The sequence below is a fragment of the Sulfitobacter maritimus genome (genome assembly GCF_013346665.1).
GTDB lineage: Bacteria > Pseudomonadota > Alphaproteobacteria > Rhodobacterales > Rhodobacteraceae > Sulfitobacter > Sulfitobacter maritimus.
Window position 1 is genome coordinate 21242 of the sequence record NZ_JABVBB010000021.1, and the last position, 19230, is coordinate 40471.

At 60.7% G+C, this 19230-nt stretch carries 19 protein-coding genes; 18 read left to right on the forward strand and 1 reads right to left on the reverse strand.

Annotated elements, in window-relative coordinates; genetic code table 11:
• Window positions 1-15: 15 nt before the first annotated feature.
• The 13 genes from pyrH (at window position 16) to lpxB (ending at window position 12269) form a co-directional block, all read left to right on the forward strand.
• Complete coding sequence (gene pyrH / locus HTT03_RS02065) at window positions 16-756, forward strand: UMP kinase (protein WP_174858222.1); 741 nt, start codon at window positions 16-18, stop codon at window positions 754-756.
• 137 nt (window positions 757-893) lie between these two features.
• Entirely contained in the window at window positions 894-1460 is a 567-nt protein-coding gene (gene frr / locus HTT03_RS02070) for a ribosome recycling factor (protein WP_174858223.1), read from the forward strand.
• Window positions 1461-1514: 54 nt separating this feature from the next.
• Window positions 1515-2252, forward strand: coding sequence for a polyprenyl diphosphate synthase (gene uppS, locus HTT03_RS02075; protein WP_174858224.1), 738 nt, complete (start codon window positions 1515-1517; stop codon window positions 2250-2252).
• Between the two features lie 11 nt (window positions 2253-2263).
• On the forward strand, window positions 2264-3055 hold the full coding sequence (locus HTT03_RS02080) for a phosphatidate cytidylyltransferase (protein ID WP_174858225.1): 792 nt from the start codon (window positions 2264-2266) through the stop codon (window positions 3053-3055).
• 6 nt (window positions 3056-3061) lie between these two features.
• The gene (gene dxr / locus HTT03_RS02085; protein WP_174858226.1) at window positions 3062-4243 is read left to right on the forward strand and encodes a 1-deoxy-D-xylulose-5-phosphate reductoisomerase; all 1182 of its coding nucleotides are present in this window, start codon (window positions 3062-3064) and stop codon (window positions 4241-4243) included.
• 4 nt (window positions 4244-4247) lie between these two features.
• On the forward strand, window positions 4248-5600 hold the full coding sequence (gene rseP / locus HTT03_RS02090) for an RIP metalloprotease RseP (protein ID WP_174858227.1): 1353 nt from the start codon (window positions 4248-4250) through the stop codon (window positions 5598-5600).
• Window positions 5601-5741: 141 nt separating this feature from the next.
• On the forward strand, window positions 5742-5867 hold the full coding sequence (locus HTT03_RS18805) for a hypothetical protein (protein WP_281361036.1): 126 nt from the start codon (window positions 5742-5744) through the stop codon (window positions 5865-5867).
• A 160-nt stretch (window positions 5868-6027) separates the two neighbouring features.
• Entirely contained in the window at window positions 6028-8412 is a 2385-nt protein-coding gene (gene bamA / locus HTT03_RS02095) for an outer membrane protein assembly factor BamA (protein WP_174858228.1), read from the forward strand.
• On the forward strand, window positions 8384-8992 hold the full coding sequence (locus HTT03_RS02100; protein ID WP_246253330.1) for an OmpH/Skp family outer membrane protein: 609 nt from the start codon (window positions 8384-8386) through the stop codon (window positions 8990-8992). The genes bamA and HTT03_RS02100 overlap by 29 nt, the downstream gene beginning before the upstream one ends.
• An 85-nt stretch (window positions 8993-9077) precedes the next feature.
• Window positions 9078-9548, forward strand: coding sequence for a 3-hydroxyacyl-ACP dehydratase FabZ (gene fabZ, locus HTT03_RS02105; RefSeq protein ID WP_174858229.1), 471 nt, complete (start codon window positions 9078-9080; stop codon window positions 9546-9548).
• On the forward strand, window positions 9545-10327 hold the full coding sequence (gene lpxA, locus HTT03_RS02110; RefSeq protein WP_174858230.1) for an acyl-ACP--UDP-N-acetylglucosamine O-acyltransferase: 783 nt from the start codon (window positions 9545-9547) through the stop codon (window positions 10325-10327). The genes fabZ and lpxA overlap by 4 nt, the downstream gene beginning before the upstream one ends.
• Window positions 10324-11121, forward strand: coding sequence for an LpxI family protein (locus HTT03_RS02115; RefSeq protein ID WP_174858231.1), 798 nt, complete (start codon window positions 10324-10326; stop codon window positions 11119-11121). The genes lpxA and HTT03_RS02115 overlap by 4 nt, the downstream gene beginning before the upstream one ends.
• Window positions 11118-12269, forward strand: coding sequence for a lipid-A-disaccharide synthase (gene lpxB / locus HTT03_RS02120; RefSeq protein WP_174858232.1), 1152 nt, complete (start codon window positions 11118-11120; stop codon window positions 12267-12269). Before HTT03_RS02115 ends, lpxB begins: the two co-directional genes overlap by 4 nt.
• A 6-nt stretch (window positions 12270-12275) precedes the next feature.
• Here the strand turns inward: lpxB and mnmA are convergent, their stop codons facing one another.
• Window positions 12276-13418 carry a tRNA 2-thiouridine(34) synthase MnmA gene (mnmA, locus tag HTT03_RS02125; protein WP_174858233.1) on the reverse strand — a complete coding sequence of 381 codons (1143 nt, stop codon included), beginning with the start codon at window positions 13416-13418 and terminating at the stop codon, window positions 12276-12278.
• A gap of 120 nt (window positions 13419-13538) precedes the next feature.
• Here mnmA and sciP point away from each other — a divergent pair, with 120 nt between their 5' ends.
• The 5 genes from sciP to HTT03_RS18810 all read left to right on the forward strand — a co-directional run bounded on the left by sciP (window position 13539) and on the right by HTT03_RS18810 (window position 19129).
• Entirely contained in the window at window positions 13539-13817 is a 279-nt protein-coding gene (gene sciP / locus HTT03_RS02130) for a CtrA inhibitor SciP (protein ID WP_174858234.1), read from the forward strand.
• 94 nt (window positions 13818-13911) lie between these two features.
• Window positions 13912-14619: a response regulator transcription factor CtrA gene (gene ctrA, locus HTT03_RS02135; protein ID WP_174858235.1), complete on the forward strand. Its 708-nt coding sequence runs from the start codon at window positions 13912-13914 to the stop codon at window positions 14617-14619.
• 75 nt (window positions 14620-14694) lie between these two features.
• Window positions 14695-16815, forward strand: a complete 2121-nt coding sequence (gene ligA / locus HTT03_RS02140; protein WP_174858236.1) for an NAD-dependent DNA ligase LigA — start codon at window positions 14695-14697, stop codon at window positions 16813-16815.
• Complete coding sequence (recG, locus tag HTT03_RS02145; protein ID WP_174858237.1) at window positions 16812-18902, forward strand: ATP-dependent DNA helicase RecG; 2091 nt, start codon at window positions 16812-16814, stop codon at window positions 18900-18902. Before ligA ends, recG begins: the two co-directional genes overlap by 4 nt.
• 98 nt (window positions 18903-19000) lie before the next feature.
• A complete protein-coding gene (locus HTT03_RS18810) occupies window positions 19001-19129 on the forward strand; it encodes a hypothetical protein (RefSeq protein ID WP_281361037.1) in 129 nt (42 codons plus the stop codon).
• The last annotated feature ends 101 nt before the right edge of the window (window positions 19130-19230 follow it).

Below are 19230 nucleotides of genomic sequence, written 5' to 3' on the forward strand. Positions count from 1 at the left end.
AAAAGGTGCTCCCCCATGTCCTTAGACACTCCGCAAGACAGCCCACAAGTGACCTTTAACCGCGTCATGCTCAAGATTTCGGGGGAGGCGCTGATGGGGGATCAAAGCTACGGCCTGCATCCGCCGACCGTGGAACGGATCGCCCGCGAAGTGCAATCGGTACACGACCTAGGCGTTGAGATTTGTATGGTCATCGGTGGCGGCAATATCTTCCGCGGGCTGCAGGGCTCGGCGCAGGGGATGGAGCGGACCACGGCAGACTACATGGGTATGCTCGCTACTGTGATGAACGCGCTGGCGATGCAATCGGCGCTTGAGGGTCTGGGCATCCACACCCGCGTGATCTCAGCCATCACCATGAACGAAGTGGCGGAGCCTTACATTCGCCGCCGCGCCGTGCGCCACCTCGAAAAGAAACGGGTTTGCATCTTTGCCGCGGGCACCGGCAACCCCTATTTTACCACCGACACCGCCGCGACCCTGCGCGCCAATGAGATGTCCTGCGAGGCGATCTTTAAAGGCACCAAGGTGGATGGTGTCTATGACAAAGACCCCGCCAAGTTCCCGGATGCGAAGCGCTATGAGACCGTGAGCTATGATGACGTGCTGCAAAAGCGTTTGGGTGTGATGGACGCCTCGGCCATTGCCTTGGCCCGCGACAACAACCTGCCGATCATCGTCTTCTCGCTGGATGAGCCGGATGGGTTCAAAGGCATCTTGGCCGGTCAAGGCACCCATACGCGGGTGCAGGGCTGAGGTTGCACTTGTGCGGCGCAGGGCATCTTCGCGCCGCGCTTGTCAATGTGCGCTGGTCATTCGACCCGTCGATGTTTTATACCCGCAGCAAAGCCGTGCCTTGGCACGACCACAGTCAGACCACAGGATGAGACCCCATGTCAGATGAATTCATGCTCGATACCGATGATCTTGAACGGCGGATGAACGGCGCGATTGCCTCTTTGCGGACGGAATTCGCCTCTCTGCGCACGGGCCGGGGTTCGGCCTCTATGCTAGAGCCGGTGATGGTGGAAGCCTACGGTCAGATGACACCGGTCAACCAAGTTGGCACCGTAAACGTGCCAGAGCCGCGCATGGTGACGATCAATGTCTGGGACAAAGGTCTTGTCGGCAAAGTCGAAAAGGCGATCCGCGAGAGCGGGTTGGGTATTAACCCGCAGCTGAACGGCACGATCATCATGCTGCCGATCCCTGAACTGAACGAAGAGCGCCGCACGCAGCTGACCAAAGTGGCCGGGCAATATGCCGAAAGCGCCCGCGTTTCGATCCGTAACATCCGCCGTGACGGGATGGACCAGATCAAAAAGGCCAAGAACGACGGTCAGATGTCTGAGGACGACCAGAAAATCTGGGAAGACGAAGTGCAGGCTCTGACCAACCGGTTTATCACAACGATTGATGAGCAGCTTGAGACGAAACAGGCCGAGATCATGCAAGTCTGATGCCTTGCCCGCCACGGCGGGGAGAGGCGCAAACTTGAAGGAGAAGGTCAGACGATGAGCACCGCCGAAATCCAAACAGAAACGATTCCCGGTGGGCCGCGTCATGTCGCGATCATCATGGACGGCAATGGCCGTTGGGCCACCCAACGCGGGCGGCCCCGGCTCTTTGGGCATCACGCTGGCGCCAAACGCGTGCGCGAAATCGTTGAGGCCTGCCCGGATGTCGGGGTCGAATATTTGACGATCTTTGCCTTCTCGACCGAGAATTGGAAACGCACACAGGTCGAAGTGGCAGGGCTTATGTCGCTGTTTCGGCGCTATATTTCCAAGGAAATGCGCAGCTTAAGCGAATATGGCGCGCGCGTGCGCTTTATCGGGGACCGTGACCGGCTGGATAACAAGCTCATCAAACTGATGGGCGAGCTTGAAGCAACGACTGCCCATAACACCCGCATTAACCTGACCATCGCGCTGAACTACGGCGGCCGCGATGAGGTCGCGCGGGCGACGCACCGTTTGGCCCAAGATGTGGCACACGGCAGGCTTGATCCGGACTCAGTGGACGAAGAGACCCTGCCGCGCTACCTCGACACCCATGTCCTGCCGGACCCTGATCTGGTGATCCGCACCAGCGGGGAGGCACGGATTTCGAATTTTCTGCTCTGGCAATCGGCCTATGCGGAATATGAATTTATTGACACGCTCTGGCCGGACTTCACGCGCGAGGAGTTCACCAAGCTCTGCGCCGCTTACGGCGGTCGTGACAGGCGGTTCGGTGCGGTCAAGACCTGAGGAGAGCTGCCATGAAATCACCTGAACAATGGTCCGACCTACGGGCGCGGATGCTCTCAGCCACAGCGATGATCCTTGTGGGGCTCTTGGGTATCTGGTTTGGCGGCGTGGTGTTTCACCTGTTGGTGGCGCTCATTTGCGGCATGATGGTGTGGGAACTCGTCAGCATGTTGCGCGGGCCGGGGCAGGCGGAATCCTGGCAGTTGGGTTTGGTGACTGGCGTGGCTGTTTTGGCGTCGGTCTATTTGCCGGTGGGCTTTGGCCTGCCGTTGTTGCTGGCACCGGCGCTGTTGGGCTTCGCGTTGCTGAGCGGTAACCGCACGATCTACATGAGTTTCACTGCGCTGATCCTGCTTGCCGGTTTTGGTTTGATCCAACTGCGCGATGACATGGGCTTTGGCTGGCTCATGTGGCTGGTGTTGGTGGTGGTCGTGACCGATGTAGTAGGCTATTTCGCGGGCCGTGCGATTGGCGGGCCGAAGTTTTGGCCCAAGGTCAGCCCCAAGAAAACTTGGTCCGGCACGGCGTCGGGCTGGATTGGTGCCGCGCTGGTAGGCCTGATCTTTAGCTTCAACACCGGGTTCGGGATGCAGCTGGTGGGCATTTCCATCGCGCTGTCGATGGCCTCGCAGATGGGCGATATGGCGGAATCAGGCATGAAACGCAAAATGGGCGTCAAGGACAGCTCGGCGCTGATCCCCGGCCACGGCGGGCTGCTAGACCGCTTTGACGGAATGCTGGGGGCGGCAGTGTTCTTGCTGATGGTCGGCCCGATGATCGGCTTTCCGCCGGGGCTGAACTAAGCTCTTATGTCGCGCAAAATCTCGATACTAGGTGCCACCGGGTCCATCGGTCAGAACACGATTGATCTGATCCGTCGTGATCCTGCGGGCTATGATGTGGTGGCGCTGACCGGGGCGGGCAATATCGCGCAGCTGGCTGAGGATGCGATCGCGCTAAAGGCCGATGTGGCCGTAACCGCGCGCGAAGACCTGTTGGACGATCTGCGCGATGCGCTTGCAGGCAGCGGCGTTGAGGCGGCTGCGGGGGCCGAGGCGATCACCGAGGCTTCGACCCGCCCCGCCGATTGGGTCATGTCGGCCATCGTCGGGGCTGCGGGCTTAGCACCCGGACTCGCAGCGCTGCAACAGGGCGGCACACTGGCCTTGGCAAATAAGGAATCTTTGGTCTGCGCAGGTGCCTTGATGCTGGGCGAGGCCGAGCGGCACGGGGCCACGATCCTGCCCGTCGACAGCGAACATTCCGCCGTCTTTCAGGCGCTGGTGGGTGAAGACATAGCCGCTGTTGAGCGCATCATTATCACCGCCAGTGGTGGGGCCTTTCGCGATTGGCCGCTCGAAGACCTGCCGAATGCGACGCTCGATCAGGCGTCGAACCATCCCAATTGGGACATGGGCCAGCGCATTACGATCGACTCGGCGTCGATGTTTAACAAAGCGATGGAAGTCATTGAAACGCGGGAGTTTTTCGGCGTCTCGCCTGAAAGCATCGAAGTGCTGGTGCATCCGCAGTCCATGATCCACGCGCTGGTGGGCTTTTGCGATGGCGGGCTGATGGCCCATGTCGGCCCGCCCGATATGCGCCATGCGATTGGCTATGCGCTGCACCACCCGCAACGCGCGCATTTGCCGGTCGAACGGCTTGATCTGGCCCGCATCGGCCAGTTGGATTTCACCGCGCCGGATGACGCCCGCTGGCCCGCGCTGCGGCTGGCGCGTGAGGTCATGGCGGCGGGTGGTTTGATGGGCGCTGTGTTTAACGCGGCCAAAGAAGTGGCGCTGGACGGGTTCATTGCCGGACAGTTGCGCTTTACCCAGATGGCCGAGATCGTCGAAGAGGTGCTCGACGCCCGCGCTGAAGAGGCCGCACAGGGGCGGGGGCGCGACGCTATGACACTTGATCTGGTGGCGCAGGCAGACCATCTCGCACGCAAGGCCGCTTGGGCCGCAATTCAAAAAAGGGCAGGGTAGTAGCTTGGACATTATGGGGTTTTTGCCGGAGTTCGGCGGGCTGATCTGGACGATACTGGCCTTTGTCGTGGCGCTGTCGGTGATCGTGGCGGTGCATGAGTACGGGCATTATATCGTGGGGCGCTGGACCGGGATCAAGGCCGATGTGTTCAGTCTGGGCTTTGGCCCGGTGCTGTTTTCACGGGTCGACAGGCGCGGCACGCGCTGGCAGTTCGCGCTGCTGCCTTTTGGCGGCTACGTCAAATTTGCAGGCGATTCCAACGCGGCCTCGGGCAAGGATGAAACCGCGATGGAGGCCTTGGCCGAAGACCCTGAAGCGCTGCGCCACACGATGCATGGCGCGCCGCTCTATGCCCGCGCGCTGACCGTGGCGGCGGGGCCGGTGTTTAACTTTGTCATGTCGATCCTAATTTTCTTTGCCGTCGCCATGACGGCAGGCACCGCGCGCGATCCGTTGACCGTGGGCGAGATGCGCGATCTGCCGGGGGCCGCTTTTGAGCTGCAAGAGGGCGACGTGCTGCGCGCAGTCGAAGGCACACCGGTGCCGTCTTTTGCCGAACCGGGCGCCTATGACAGCTTTGTTAGCGCTTTGCCGCAGGAGCCGGTGCTGGAATATGACGTGACCCGCGACGACACTGACCTGACCGTTGATGGCCCCTATCTGCTGCCCGCTTTGGTGAGCAGCGTGGTGCCGCAATCGGCGGCGCAGACGGCAGGGCTGCGCGGGGGCGACGTGATCACGGCCATTGATGGGCGCGAGGTTTTCGCCTTTGGTCAGTTAAAAGAAGCCGTTGAAGCCTCTGACGGCGCGGCTTTGTTGCTCACCGTATGGCGGCAGGGCGAAACGCTGGAGTTTACGCTGATCCCGAAAGCCACGGATGAGCCACAGCCAGATGGCAGCTTTAAGCGCAACCTGCGGATTGGCATCGTGGGCGGCATGGCCTTCACCCCGGCAACGGATACGCCGGGCGTGGGCGAAGCCTTTGGCGCCGGGTTGGACAACACTTGGCGCATCATCACCGGCTCAATCTCGGGTCTGCGTGAGATGATCGTGGGCAATATCAGCACCTGTAACCTGAGCGGCCCGGTGGGCATCGCCCAGACCTCGGGCGCGATGGCGAGCCAAGGGGCGCAGTCGTTCATCTATTTCATCGCGGTGCTGAGCACGGCGGTGGGGCTGTTGAACCTCTTCCCGATCCCGGCGCTGGATGGGGGGCATCTGGTGTTCTATGCCTATGAGGCCGTGACAGGTAAGCCGCCAAGCGATGGGGCGCTACGGGTATTAATGACCATCGGGATCGCTATGGTGCTGACCCTGATGCTCTTTGCCCTTGGGAATGATCTGTTCTGTCCGTAAGGATGAAAACGGGGGGCGTTTGATTGGATCTGACGCCCCCGCCGTGCGCTTGGGGTTGATTGCCCGCAAAAAGCCACATTCTAACAAAATTGCGCCGCATTCATCCCGCATACTGCTGTTTTCTATGGTGAGGAGGCAGTCATGCACGCACTTCAAGGATCATACCGTGGGCTTGGCCTGTTGCTGGACCTGAACTGGGACCGTGGGTTCTTTGTTCTGGCGATTGCAGCGGCGCTGTCTGCCGGAGCGTTCGTCGCTTCCCTCTAAGCTGGTTCGCGGCAAGCTATAGTCAGGCTTGCCGTATCTTGTCATGCTGGCGCCCGTTACCGCATGATATCGTGTAAATTTCCCCCCGTTGCTTTTGACAAACCCTATTAACCTGCGTAGTCAGGTTGGCAATCAATGTCGTAAAAAACGGGTCGGTGTCATGGGACTGAGGAACGAGGGCAGAAAGCCCATCGAGTGGGCGCAGCGCAGCAACGTTAGCAAGACCCTGCGGGGGGCATCGCTGTGTGTGATGCTGTCGGTGGCTTGGCTGGTGCCGGGCAGCGAGACGGTGGCGCAGCAATATCAGTTCAACACGGTGGTCATCGAAGGCAATCAGCGCATCAATGACGGCGCGATCCTGACGCGGGCTGGCATCGGACGGGGGCAGCCGGTTTCGGGCGGTCAGTTGAACGATGCCTATCAGAACCTGCAAAACTCCGGCCTGTTTGAATCCGTGGCGATTGAGCCGCGTGGCGGCACGCTGGTCATCACCGTGGTCGAGCTGCCGACGCTGAACCGGGTGAGCTTTGAGGGCAACCGCCGCATCAAGGACGAGATGCTGGCGGAGTTGATCGGCTCGACTGAACGGCGGGTGTTCAACCCCAACCAAGCCGAGCAAGACGCCGCCGCCATTGCCGAAGCCTATAGCAACGAAGGCCGCCTGTCGGCCCGCGTGCAGCCGCGCATCATTCGGCGCGATCAGAACCGTGTCGATCTGGTGTTTGAAATCTTTGAAGGCGACAACGTTGAAGTTGAGCGTCTGAGCTTCGTCGGCAACCGCGTCTATTCGGACCGCCGTTTGCGCCGTGTGCTTGGCACCAAACAGGCGGGGCTGTTCCGCCGCCTGATCAAGCGCGACACTTTTGTTGAGGGCCGGGTCGAAGCCGACAAGCAGATGCTGCGCGATTTCTACCTGTCCCGCGGCTATATCGACATGCGCACCGAGGCGGTGAACGCCGAGCTGACCCGCGAGCGTGACGGTGTTTTCGTGGCCTATAACATCACCGAAGGCCAACAATTCCGCTTTGGCCAAGTTTCACTGGAATCCCAGATTCCCGGTCTGAACGCAGCGGCTTACCGCGAGATCCTCAAGATCCGTCCGGGGGTGATCTATTCGCCCACGCTGATCGAGAACGACATCGCCCGTCTGGAGCGCCAAGCCATCCGTGACGGCATCGACTTCCTGCGCGTTGAGCCGGTGATCGACCGCAACGAGCGTGATCTGTCGCTGAACGTGACCTATAAGCTGACCCGCGGTGAGCGTATCTTTGTCGAACGGATCGACATTGAGGGCAACACCACCACGCTCGACCGCGTGATCCGGCGCGAGTTCGACAGTGTTGAGGGCGACCCTTTCAACCCGCGTGAAATTCGTCAGGCGGCGGAACGCATCCGCGCCTTGGGCTATTTTGAAACTGCCGAGGTCAATGCCCGCCAAGGGTCGAGCCCGGAGCAGGTCATTGTCGATGTGGATGTGGTCGAACAGCCTACCGGCTCGCTGAACTTTGGTGGCTCGTTCTCCAACAACGATGGCATCGGTGTTGCGGTGAGCTTTCAGGAAAACAACTTCCTTGGGCGCGGGCAGAAGCTGAACCTGTCCATCTCCACCGCTGAGGACGCAACGCGCTACGGGTTGAACTTTGTCGAGCCGCGCTTTTTGGGCCGTGATGTGGCGCTTGGGCTGAAGCTGGACTATGCCGAGACGAACTCCTCCTATTCCAGCTATGACACCGAACGGCTCGTCTTCCAGCCCAGCCTGCGTTTCCCGGTAAGTGAGAATGGCCGGATGGCTGTGCGCTATACGCTCGAAGGCATTGAGATGCTGGAGCGGGATGAGCCTACAGGCACCCCGCCAACCACACCTCAGACCAATAGTGCCACGATCCAGAACGAGATCAACGCCGGCGCGTTGTTCTCCTCTTCCATCGGGTACACCTACACCTATGACACCCGCCGCACCGGGTTGGACCCGACGCAGGGGATGCTGTTTGAATTTGGTCAGGACTTCGCGGGTCTTGGCGGCGACAACAAATTCATCAAGACTTCGGCAAAGATTGCCGGTGAAAAACGCCTGTTCAACGAGGATGTGGTTCTGCGTGCCACGCTTGAGGGCGGGGCACTGGCGTGGAACAGCGGCACCAACCGTGCGGTGGACCGGTTCATACTCAGCCCGTCGATCATGCGCGGCTTTGAGCCGGGCGGCATTGGCCCGCGTGATACGAGCAACGGAGCCGACGACCCGCTGGGCGGCAACTTCTTTGCCGTGGCGCGGTTTGAGGCGGAGTTCCCGCTGGGTCTGCCCGAAGAATACGGGATTTCGGGTGGCGTCTTTTATGACGTAGGCAACCTGTGGGATCTGAGCGATGTGGACACCTCCGGCGGCACCATCGTCGGCGAAGATGGCTCGTTCCGCCACGTGGTTGGCGTCTCGCTCTTCTGGGACACGCCGCTGGGGCCGTTGCAGTTCAACGTCTCTGACGCGCTCAAGAAAGAGAGCTTCGACAAGGAGCAGAGCTTTGAGATCACCCTGCGCACGACGTTCTAAACCAATGCGCGGGACGGTTGCCGCTCTCGCATTTTTGCTGGCCGGGGTCACCCCCGGCCACACCCAGCCCGCTCCTGTTAATGACGGCGCGCCTGCGGCCCCTATGGCGGTGCAGAGCCCGGTCCTGACCATTGATTCTGAACGCATGTTCCGCGAAAGCGCCTTTGGCCAGCGCGTGAACCGCGAGATTGACGCGCAAAGCGCTGAATTGGCGGCAGAAAACCGTGAGATTGAGGCCCGTTTGGAGGCCGAAGAACGCGCTTTGACCGAAAAGCGTGCAACGCTTGAGCCAAAAGAGTTCCGCGCCTTGGCGGATGCCTTTGACCAAAAGGTCCAGCGCACCCGCAGTGAGCAGGCCGCGAAAAACCGCGCGTTGGGCGACCGTCTCGACCGCGCCCGCGAAGATTTTCTCGAAGCGGCGGTTCCGGTTTTGGAACAGTTGATGCGCAACTCTGATGCGGCCGTGATCCTTGAGCGGCGGCGGGTTTTCGTGTCATCCACGGCCATCGAAGTGACGGATGAGGCGATTACCCTGTTGGATGAGACCATCGGCAGTGGTCTGTCGGAAAACGCGGATTGAGCGGCGGGGTGATCTTGTCGCACGCTTGCTCCTTTGCGCGTGAATTGGTAGCCATCCCGTTAGCCCCTGAGACAAAGGACACCCCATGACCGAAGAGTTGCTGCGTGCCGACATTCAACTGATCCAGCGCATTCTGCCGCATCGTTATCCATTTTTGCTGGTGGATAAGGTAGAAGAGATCAACGGCACCACCTCGGCTGTTGGCTATAAAAACGTCACCATGAACGAGCCGCATTTTCAGGGCCACTTCCCCGGCACGCCAATCATGCCGGGGGTGACCATTGTCGAGGCGATGGCCCAGACCGCAGGTGTCATGGTCGGTGCGGCTCTTGGCATGGAAGACCGCAACATGCTGATTTACTTCATGTCGATCGATAAATGTAAGTTCCGCCGCAAGGTCGGCCCCGGCGATGTGCTGCGGATGGATTTGCAAACCCTGCGCGGCAAGCCGGGCGCGAAGATTTGGAAATTTGGCGGTGTTGCCACCGTCGAAGGTGAAATGGCCGCCGAGGCTGAGTTCATGGCGATGATGGACCTACCACAGGACGCGGCATGAGCAATATCCACCCCAGTGCCGTGATCGAAGAGGGGGCGCAGATCGACCCTTCGGCAAAGGTTGGTCCCTTTTGCATGGTCGGGCCGAATGTCGTGCTTGGCGCGGATGTGGAGTTGAAATCGCATGTTGTCGTGACAGGCCGGACCGAGGTCGGCGCAGGCACGGTGATCTTTCCTTTCGCGGTGATTGGCGAAATCCCGCAAGATTTGAAGTTTAAGGGTGAGGCAAGCCGTCTGGTCATCGGACAGCGCAACCGAATCCGCGAGCATGTCACGATGAACTGCGGCACCGAAGGTGGCGGCGGGGTGACCCGTGTGGGCGATGACGGGCTCTTTATGGCCGGCTGTCACATCGCCCATGACGCGATTGTCGGCGACCGGGTGATTGTGGTGAACAATGCCGCCGTGGCAGGGCATTGCGTGCTTGAGGATGATGTCATCATCGGCGGGCTCTCGGGCATTCACCAATGGGTGCGCATCGGGCAGGGCGCGATCATTGGCGCGGTGACCATGGTGACCAATGACGTGATCCCCTACGGTCTTGTGCAGGCGCCCCGGGGGGATCTCGATGGGTTGAACCTTGTCGGCCTCAAACGTGCCGGCGTGTCGCGCAGTGACATCACCGCGCTCCGGGCGGCGTTTCAGATGCTGGCGCAGGGCGAGGGGACATTCTCGGACCGAGCGAAACGTTTGGCGGATGAGACCCAGAGCGATTATGTGCGCCAGATCACCGATTTCGTCATGGCCGACACGGGTCGCCATTTCTTGACGCCGAAATGACCCTCGCGCTGATCGCCGGGCGCGGGTCTTTGCCCGCGCGGGTGGCGGCGGCGCAGGCCGAGCCGCCTTTGGTTTGTGTCTATGAGGGCTGCGCGCCGGAGGGGTTGAAGGCGGATCTGACCTTTCGGCTTGAGACTTTGGGCAGCCTGCTGGCGCATTTGCAGGCGGCGGGGATCGATCAGGTCTGTCTCTGTGGCGCCATCGACCGGCCCGATCTGGACCCGGCGCAGCTGGACTCGCGCACCGCGCCGCTGGTGCCGCAGTTCCAACAGGCGCTGGCGGCGGGCGACAATAGCGCGCTTGAGGTGATCAAGACGATTTTCGAAGAGCATGGGCTCACGGTGATCGGCGCCGATGCGCTGGTGCCGGGGCTGGTGGTCACCGAAGGCGTGCTCTCTGCCACCCAGCCCGACGATCAGATGCGCCGGGACGCCGCCCGCGGGGCGGCGGTGCTGGCCGGGCTGGCGGCGCTCGACATCGGACAGGGCTGTGTGATCGGCGGTGAGCAGGTCTATGGGGTCGAGACCATCGGCGGCACCGATCACCTGTTGGCGAGCCTGCCAGAGCGCGTGCGCGGGGCGCGGGCGGTGCTGTGCAAAGGGCCAAAGACCGGCCAGCTGCGCGAGATTGACCTGCCGACCATCGGGCCGGATACCTTGCAGGCGGCGCATCAGGCCGGGCTTGCCGGGGTGGTGGTCGCCGCCGAGGGGGTCATCGTCTTGGAACAAGAGCGTTGCGCGGCGCTGGCAGATGAATTTGAGCTGGTGCTTTGGGTGCGGGGAGATGACGCATGAAGGTGTTTATCCTTGCCGGGGAGCCTTCGGGCGACCGTTTGGGCGGGGCGCTGATGGCCGGGCTGAAAGCGCTTCGGCCCGATGTGTCCTTCGACGGGATCGGCGGGCCGCAGATGATGGCGCAGGGGCTGCAAAGCCGCTTTGACATGGATGAGTTGAGCGTCATGGGGCTGGCCGAAATCCTGCCCAAATACCGCGCGCTGATGGCCCGGATCAATGAGACCGCGCAGGCGGTGGTGGAGACCGCGCCGGATGTGCTGATCACCATCGACAGCCCCGATTTCTCGCTCCGCGTGGCGCGGAAGGTGAAAGAGAAATCCAACATCAGAACAGTGCATTACGTGGCCCCCACCGTCTGGGCCTGGCGCCCCGGACGGGCGGAGAAAATGGCGCGATGGGTGGACCATGTGCTGGCGCTGTTCCCCTTTGAGCCGCCCTATATGGAAGCTGCGGGCATGGCCTGTGATTTTGTCGGGCATCCGGTGGTGGCTGAACCCTTGGCTGATGATTCCGAGGCTGCGGCCTTTCGCGCTGAGCATCATCTGAGCGACGCGCCCCTGCTGCTGGTCCTGCCGGGATCGCGGCGGGGAGAGGTCACCCGTCTTGCGCCGGTTTTCCAACAGGTCGTGGCGCGTTTGGTGGAGGCCGAGCCTTCGCTGCGTGTGGTGGTGCCTGCCGCAGCACCGGTGGCCGCGCTGGTCAAGCAGGCGACGCGGAATTGGTCAGGCACGCCCGTTGTGCTGGACCCACGCGGACAGGAGGCGGAGGCTTTTGCTGGCAGCAAGCGGGCAGCCTTCCGGGCCGCGGATGTGGCGCTGGCAGCGTCCGGTACGGTTTCGCTGGAACTGGCCGCCGCCAGCACGCCAATGGTCATCGCCTATGACATGAGCTGGATCAGCCGTCAGATCATCGGGCGGATGCTGCGGGTGGATACGGTGACACTGGTCAATCTGGTCTCGGAAAGCCGCACGGTGCCAGAGTTCATCGGCGCGAACTGTCGGCCCGGCCCGATTGCGGAAGGTATTTTGCAAGTGCTGCGCGCGCCTGACGCGCAGAAAGAAGCGATGGCGCTCACGATGGCGCGTTTGGGCAAAGGCGGTGAAGCGCCCGGGCTGCGCGCAGCGCGGGCGGTCTTGGCGCGGATGTAGGCGGGGTTAGCCCCGGTGGATCCAGCCGCCACCGAAAATGCGTGTGCTTTCAGGGTCATAGAACACGCAGGCCTGACCGGGGGAGACGCCTTCTTCCGCGGTCAGCAGTTCGACTTCAGCTTCTGTCTCACTGATCGGACGCAGGATTGCATCGCGGGGCGGACGGGTGGAACGCACGCGCACGGCGATGGGCCATTCGGCCTGTGAGGTTAGCGGCGCGTCGCCCAGCCAGTTGATCTCGCGCACCGGAATTTTGCGGGTGGCGAGCATGGATTTCGGGCCGACGACGACTTCTTTGCGCTCGGCATCCAGTTTCACCACATAAAGCGGATCGGCCAAACCGCCGATGCCCAAACCCCGGCGCTGGCCGATGGTGTAATGAATCACGCCCTCATGCGTCGCCAGCACATTGCCTTGCGTGTCGACGATATTGCCCGGATCAGCGGCCTCAGGGCGCAGTTTGCGGATCACGGCGGCATAGTCACCGTTTGGCACAAAACAGATGTCCTGACTGTCAGGTTTGTCGGCCACGACCAGCCCGTATTTCGCGGCAAGCGCACGGGTGTCGTCTTTGCTCGGCAGATGGCCCAGCGGGAAACGCAGGTAGGAAAGCTGCTCTTCGGTGGTCGAAAAGAGGAAATAGCTCTGATCGCGATTGCCATCGGCAGCGGCATGCAGTTCTGGGCCGTTCTTGCCCATCTTGCGCTGAATGTAGTGGCCCGTCGCCATGCAATCAGCCTCAAGATCCTTGGCGGTCTCCAACAGGTCTTTAAACTTCACACGCTCGTTGCAGCGGATGCAGGGAACGGGGGTCGCGCCACCAAGGTAGCTGTCGGCGAATTCGTCGATCACAGCGTCTTTGAAGACGTTTTCATAGTCCAGCACGTAGTGCGGAAAGCCCATTTCCTCGGCCACGCGGCGCGCGTCTTGAATATCGACACCGGCACAACAGGCACCTTTTTTCGCCAGCGCCGCGCCATGGTCGTAAAGCTGTAGGGTCACGCCCACGACATCATAGCCTTCGTCGGCCAACATCGCAGCCACGACTGAGCTGTCCACACCACCAGACATGGCCACGACCACCCGCGTGTCAGCGGGGGCTTTGGCGAATCCAAGCGAATTGAGCGGCGGGGTCTGGTCGAGGGGCATGGCGGTCTCCGGGGTTTGTGGGGAGATATATGAAAATGTGAGTTATTCACAAGGGTCAGCTTCACCCCCCGTTAAGGCAGATGGGCGCATTTAGACGCCAAAGCAATGGCGGATAATGTGATGTACCTTAAAAAAGTTGACGGCCCTCGGTCCGTTACATTGGCCGATGGAAGCGTCATGTCGCGCGCCGATCTGCCTGATCCTGACACGCGCCGCTGGGTGGCTTCGCGCAAGGCGGCGGTGGTGCGAGGGGTGGTCTATGGGCTGATCACACAGGCTGAAGCGCTGGAGCGGTATGGGATCAGCGAAGACGAATTCTTGGAATGGCTTCAAGCAGTTACCGAACATGGGGAGGCGGCGCTAAAGGCGACAGCCTTGCAAAAGTATAGACAACTTTAGGTTGTTGTGCTATGCGGTCTAGTATCGGTAACGGGTAGTTAACCTTTTTTACGCAGGATTACATCAATCGCCCTCAGGAGCCGGAGAGACAAAGATGCGTGTATTGCTAGTTGAAGATGACCCTACAACCTCGCGCAGCATTGAGCTGATGCTGACCCACGCGAATCTTAACGTCTATGCCACCGACCTTGGGGAAGAGGGGATCGATCTGGCGAAGCTCTATGACTATGATTTGATCCTTTTGGACCTCGATTTGCCCGATATGAATGGGCATGAGGTGCTACGCCAGCTCCGCCTCAGTCGGATTGAGACGCCGATTCTGATCCTGTCGGGCGCGGATGATACCGAAAACAAGATTCGCGGCTTTGGTTTCGGCGCTGATGACTACCTCACCAAGCCGTTCCACCGGGAGGAATTGGTCGCTCGCATCCATGCGATCATTCGTCGTTCCAAAGGCCATTCGCAATCGGTGATCGAGACTGGCCAGATCGCGGTGAACCTTGATGCCAAAACGGTGAGCGTCAACGACAACCCGGTTCATCTGACCGGGAAAGAATATCAGATGTTAGAACTACTGAGTCTGCGCAAAGGGACGACGCTGACCAAGGAAATGTTTCTCAACCATCTTTATGGCGGCATGGATGAGCCGGAGTTGAAGATCATCGATGTCTTTATCTGCAAATTGCGCAAGAAACTAAGCCTCGCCACCGGGGGAGAGAATTATATTGAGACCGTCTGGGGCCGTGGCTATGTGCTGCGCGATCCGGAGCCAGCGACGATGAGCTTGGTCGCCAACGGCTGAACCACCTGAAATCGCTAGACCTGCCCCGGATGGCCACCTATCTAACCCCAAGGTGAGACTATCCGAGGGCAGATCGTGACATCCCAGATCGAAGTGACCGCACTGGACAAAGCGCAGGCCGAAGCGGAGCTGGCCCGGCTGGCTGAGGTGCTGAACGCGGCAAACACCGCCTATCATACCCATGACGCGCCTGAGATGTCGGACGCGGACTATGACGCGCTAAAGCAGCGCAACGCCGCGATAGAGGCGCGCTTTCCCGAGCTCAAGCGTGGCGATAGCCCTAGTGAGCAAGTCGGCGCTGCGGTGGCGGAGGGTTTTTCAAAAATCCGCCATGCCGTGCCCATGCTGTCCTTGGCCAATGCCTTTGAAGTCTCAGAGGTCGCCGAATTTGACGCGCGGATACGCAAATATCTGGGCCTTAGCGCCGATGCTCCGCTAAGCTATACGGCGGAACCCAAGATCGACGGGCTGTCGCTGTCCTTGCGCTATGAGAACGGCCAGTTGGTGCAGGCCGCCACACGCGGTGATGGAGCGGTCGGAGAGAATGTCACCGCGAATGCGCGCACGATTGCTGATGTGCCGCATCAAATTTCCGATGCGCCGGACCTGCTGGAAGTGCGCGGCGAAGTCTATATGAGCCATGCGGATTTCGCGGCACTCAACGCGCGGCAAGCGGCAGCGGGCGGTAAGACTTTTGCCAACCCACGCAATGCCGCCGCCGGATCGCTGCGCCAGTTGGATGCGGAAATCACCCGCGCAAGACCGTTGCGGTTCTTTGCTTATGCATGGGGCGCACTGTCTGCGCCTTTGGCCGAGACGCAAAAAGGGGCGATTGATCGGCTGGACCGCTTCGGTTTTGCGACCAATCCGCTCACTGCGCTTTGCGATGGCCCTGATGAGATGATCGCACAGTACCAAAAGATTGAAGAGCAACGCGCTACTTTGGGCTATGACATCGACGGCGTGGTTTACAAAGTGAATGACCTCGCGCTGCAAGACCGGCTTGGGTTTCGATCCACCACACCGCGATGGGCGATGGCCCATAAATTTGCCGCCGAACTGGCTTGGACCCGGTTGGAGGCGATCGACATTCAGGTGGGGCGGACCGGGGCGCTGTCTCCGGTCGCGCGGTTGCAGCCGGTGACTGTGGGCGGGGTCGTGGTCTCGAACGCAACACTGCATAATGAAGACTACATTAAAGGGCTAGATAGCAGGGGCGCTGAAATTCGCGGCGGCAAGGATATTCGCGTCGGGGATTGGGTGCAGATTTACCGCGCGGGCGATGTGATCCCGAAAGTCGCGGATGTGGACCTTTCCAAACGGCCTAATGACGCGCAACCCTTTGTTTTCCCGACCACTTGTCCGGAATGTGGCTCTGACGCGATTCGCGAGCCGGGTGATGCCGTGCGGCGCTGTAGTGGCGGTTTGATCTGTCCTGCGCAGGCTGTTGAAAAGCTGAAACATTTCGTCGCGCGGGGGGCGTTCGACATCGAAGGGCTCGGCGCCAAACAGGTTGAACAGTTCTATCAAGATGGCTGGATCGCGGAACCTGCGGATATTTTCACGCTTAAGGACCGCTATGGAACCGGCGTTCAACAATTGAAAAACCGCGAAGGCTGGGGAACTAAATCGGCGGAGAAACTGTTTCAAGCGATCGACGAAAAACGCGAAATTCCCTTGGCGCGGCTGATCTTTGCATTGGGTATTCGGCATGTGGGCGAGGCCGCATCGAACCTGATTGCTTCGCATTACGGCGATTGGCAGAGTTTTGAGGCCGCGATGGCGCAGGCGCGCGGCCAATCGGGGCCAGCATGGGAGGATCTGCTGGGCGTCGATGGGGTTGGCACAGTTATGGCGGGCTCGCTGGTATCGGCCTTTGCGCAGGAGGCGGAGCGGGCTTCAATTGACCGGTTGGCCGCGCATTTGACGGTTCTGCCTGCAGAGCGGCCCGATACGAAAGACAGCCCCGTCGCGGGAAAAACCGTTGTTTTTACAGGCACTTTGGAAAAGATGAGCCGTGCGGAAGCCAAGGCTCGCGCCGAACGGCTGGGGGCAAAGGTGTCCGGCTCGGTCAGTGCCAAGACCGATCTGCTGGTCGCCGGACCGGGCGCAGGCTCGAAAGCCAAGAAAGCGGCCGAACTCGGCATCGAAACCTTGGATGAAGATGGCTGGCTGGCCCTGATCAACGACATATGAGCGGCCGTCCTGAACAACTCTTTCCGCTTTTCGCGGGGTTGGAGACCTTAGAAGGCATAGGGCCAAAGAGCGCACAGCTGCTGGCCCAGATGGGCATTCAGACGCCGCGCGATCTGATCTTTACCCTTCCACATTCGGGGATCGACCGGCAACTGCGTGAGACGATTAAGGACGCGGTATTGCCCGCTACGTTAACCGTAGCAGTCACCATCGGGCCGCATCGCCACGCCAAGAACCGTGGTGGCGCGTACCGTATCAATGTGGAGGACGCTCAGACCAGCTTTCAACTCGTATTCTTCCACGCGCGCGGCGATTACTGGCAAAAGCTGTTGCCCGAGGGCAGCCGTCGCATCGTGTCAGGTCGGGTCGAACTGTTTGATAGCATGGCACAAATGGTGCATCCGGATTTCGCGTTGCCAGAGGAGCAGGCAGCCGACATTCCCAGCTTTGAGCCTGTCTATCCGCTAACGGCAGGGGTGACGCAAAAGCTCATGTACAAGGCCACACGTGGCGCATTGATGCGGCTGCCGGTGATGGCGGAATGGGCTGATCCGGGGCAGGTGGCGCAGGCAGGCTGGCCAGATTTTGCGGCGGCGGCACAGGCGGCGCATGATCCGAAATCGGCAGCAGACCTGACCGCCACCGCACCTGCCCGCGAACGGCTGGCCTATGACGAACTCTTTGCCCATCAGGTGACATTGGCCCTGGCGCGGCAGCACGAGCGGCGCAAAAAGGGGCGGCCCAGCCTTGGTGACGGGTGGTTGCAGAAAAAGGTGCTAGACGCTTTGCCCTACAGCCCCACCGGCGCGCAGCGCCGCGCAATCGAAGAGATCACCGCCGATATGGCGCAGGAAACTCGGATGAACCGGTTGCTGCAGGGCGATGTAGGTGCGGGCAAGACGCTGGTGGCCTTCATGGCGCTGCTACGCGCGGTGGAAGCGGGCGGGCAGGCGGTGCTGATGGCCCCCACGGAAATCCTTGCCCGTCAACACCTTATGGGGCTGCAACCCTTGGCCGAACAGGCCGGGGTCGTGCTCGAAATCCTCACCGGGCGTGACAAAGGCAAAGAGCGGCGGGACAAGCTCGCGGCGCTGGAGCGCGGCGACATTCAACTTCTCGTTGGTACCCATGCGGTGTTTCAGGCCGATGTGGCCTTCCAAGATTTACGGCTGGCCGTGGTGGATGAGCAGCACCGGTTCGGCGTGCGCCAAAGGCTGGAACTGGGCCGCAAGGGGCGGCTTGCTGATGTCTTGGTGATGACCGCCACGCCGATCCCGCGCAGTCTCGCGCTAGCACAATATGGCGATATGGATGTCTCGGTCTTGGACGAGAAACCGCCAGGCCGGCAGCCCATTCGCACTGCGCTGGTATCGACGGGGCGGATGGATGAGGTTATCGACAGGATGCGCCATGCTATCGCTGAGGGGCGGCAGTGCTATTGGGTCTGTCCATTGGTGGAGGAGAGCGAGGTCAGCGATCTGACCGCCGCCGAAGACCGCTTCAAACGCCTGCGCGCCACGCTCGGAGAGGGGGTGGTCGGGCTGGTTCACGGACAGATGCCCCCGGCCGAAAAAGACGCGGCAATGCGTGCCTTTCAGGCGGGCGAGACCAAGGTTCTTGTTGCCACGACGGTAATCGAAGTCGGCGTGGATGTGCCCAATGCGACGATTATGGTGGTGGAGCGGGCCGAGATTTTTGGGCTGGCCCAGTTGCACCAGCTGCGCGGACGCGTGGGGCGCGGCGCTGGTGCGTCGACTTGTTTGCTGATGTATCAGGCCCCCTTAAGCGAGACCGGGCGGCAGCGTTTGGAAGTGCTGCGCGAATCTGAAGATGGCTTTGTCATTGCCGAAACCGATCTGAAAATGCGCGGCACCGGCGATCTGATTGGCACTGCGCAGTCTGGGGTGCCGCGATTCCGCGTGGCTGATCTGGAGCGACAGGCGGGATTGATGGCCATCGCGCAATCCGATGCGCGTAAGCTGTTGAGCGATGATCCAGCGTTGGAAGGGCCGCGCGGACGGGCGGTGCGGCTGCTGCTCTGGCTCATGCGGCAGGATGAAGCGATCCGTTTGATATCAGTGGGTTAGCGATTTTCCCGCCTTTTTGTTCGCTAATGTTCTCAAAAAGTTCTTTACTTGAAGCGCTGTAAGTGAGAACAAAGGAGCAACAAAGAAGAGGAGGGTTGATGATGACATATCGCACATTCAAGTCCATCGCGGCACGGTCGCAAGATACATTGCTTCAAGACGCCGCCGGTGCGGCAGCTTTGATTGTGATGCTGGTTGTGGGATTACATCTGCCCGCCTTCGTCTGAGTTGCCTCAGGCTCTCATGCCGCGCTGTTGGATGCATCCGTCCCAATTTGATGCAGTGACTGACATGCCTGTCCGCTGGTCTTGCCAGCAGCGCGGGTCCC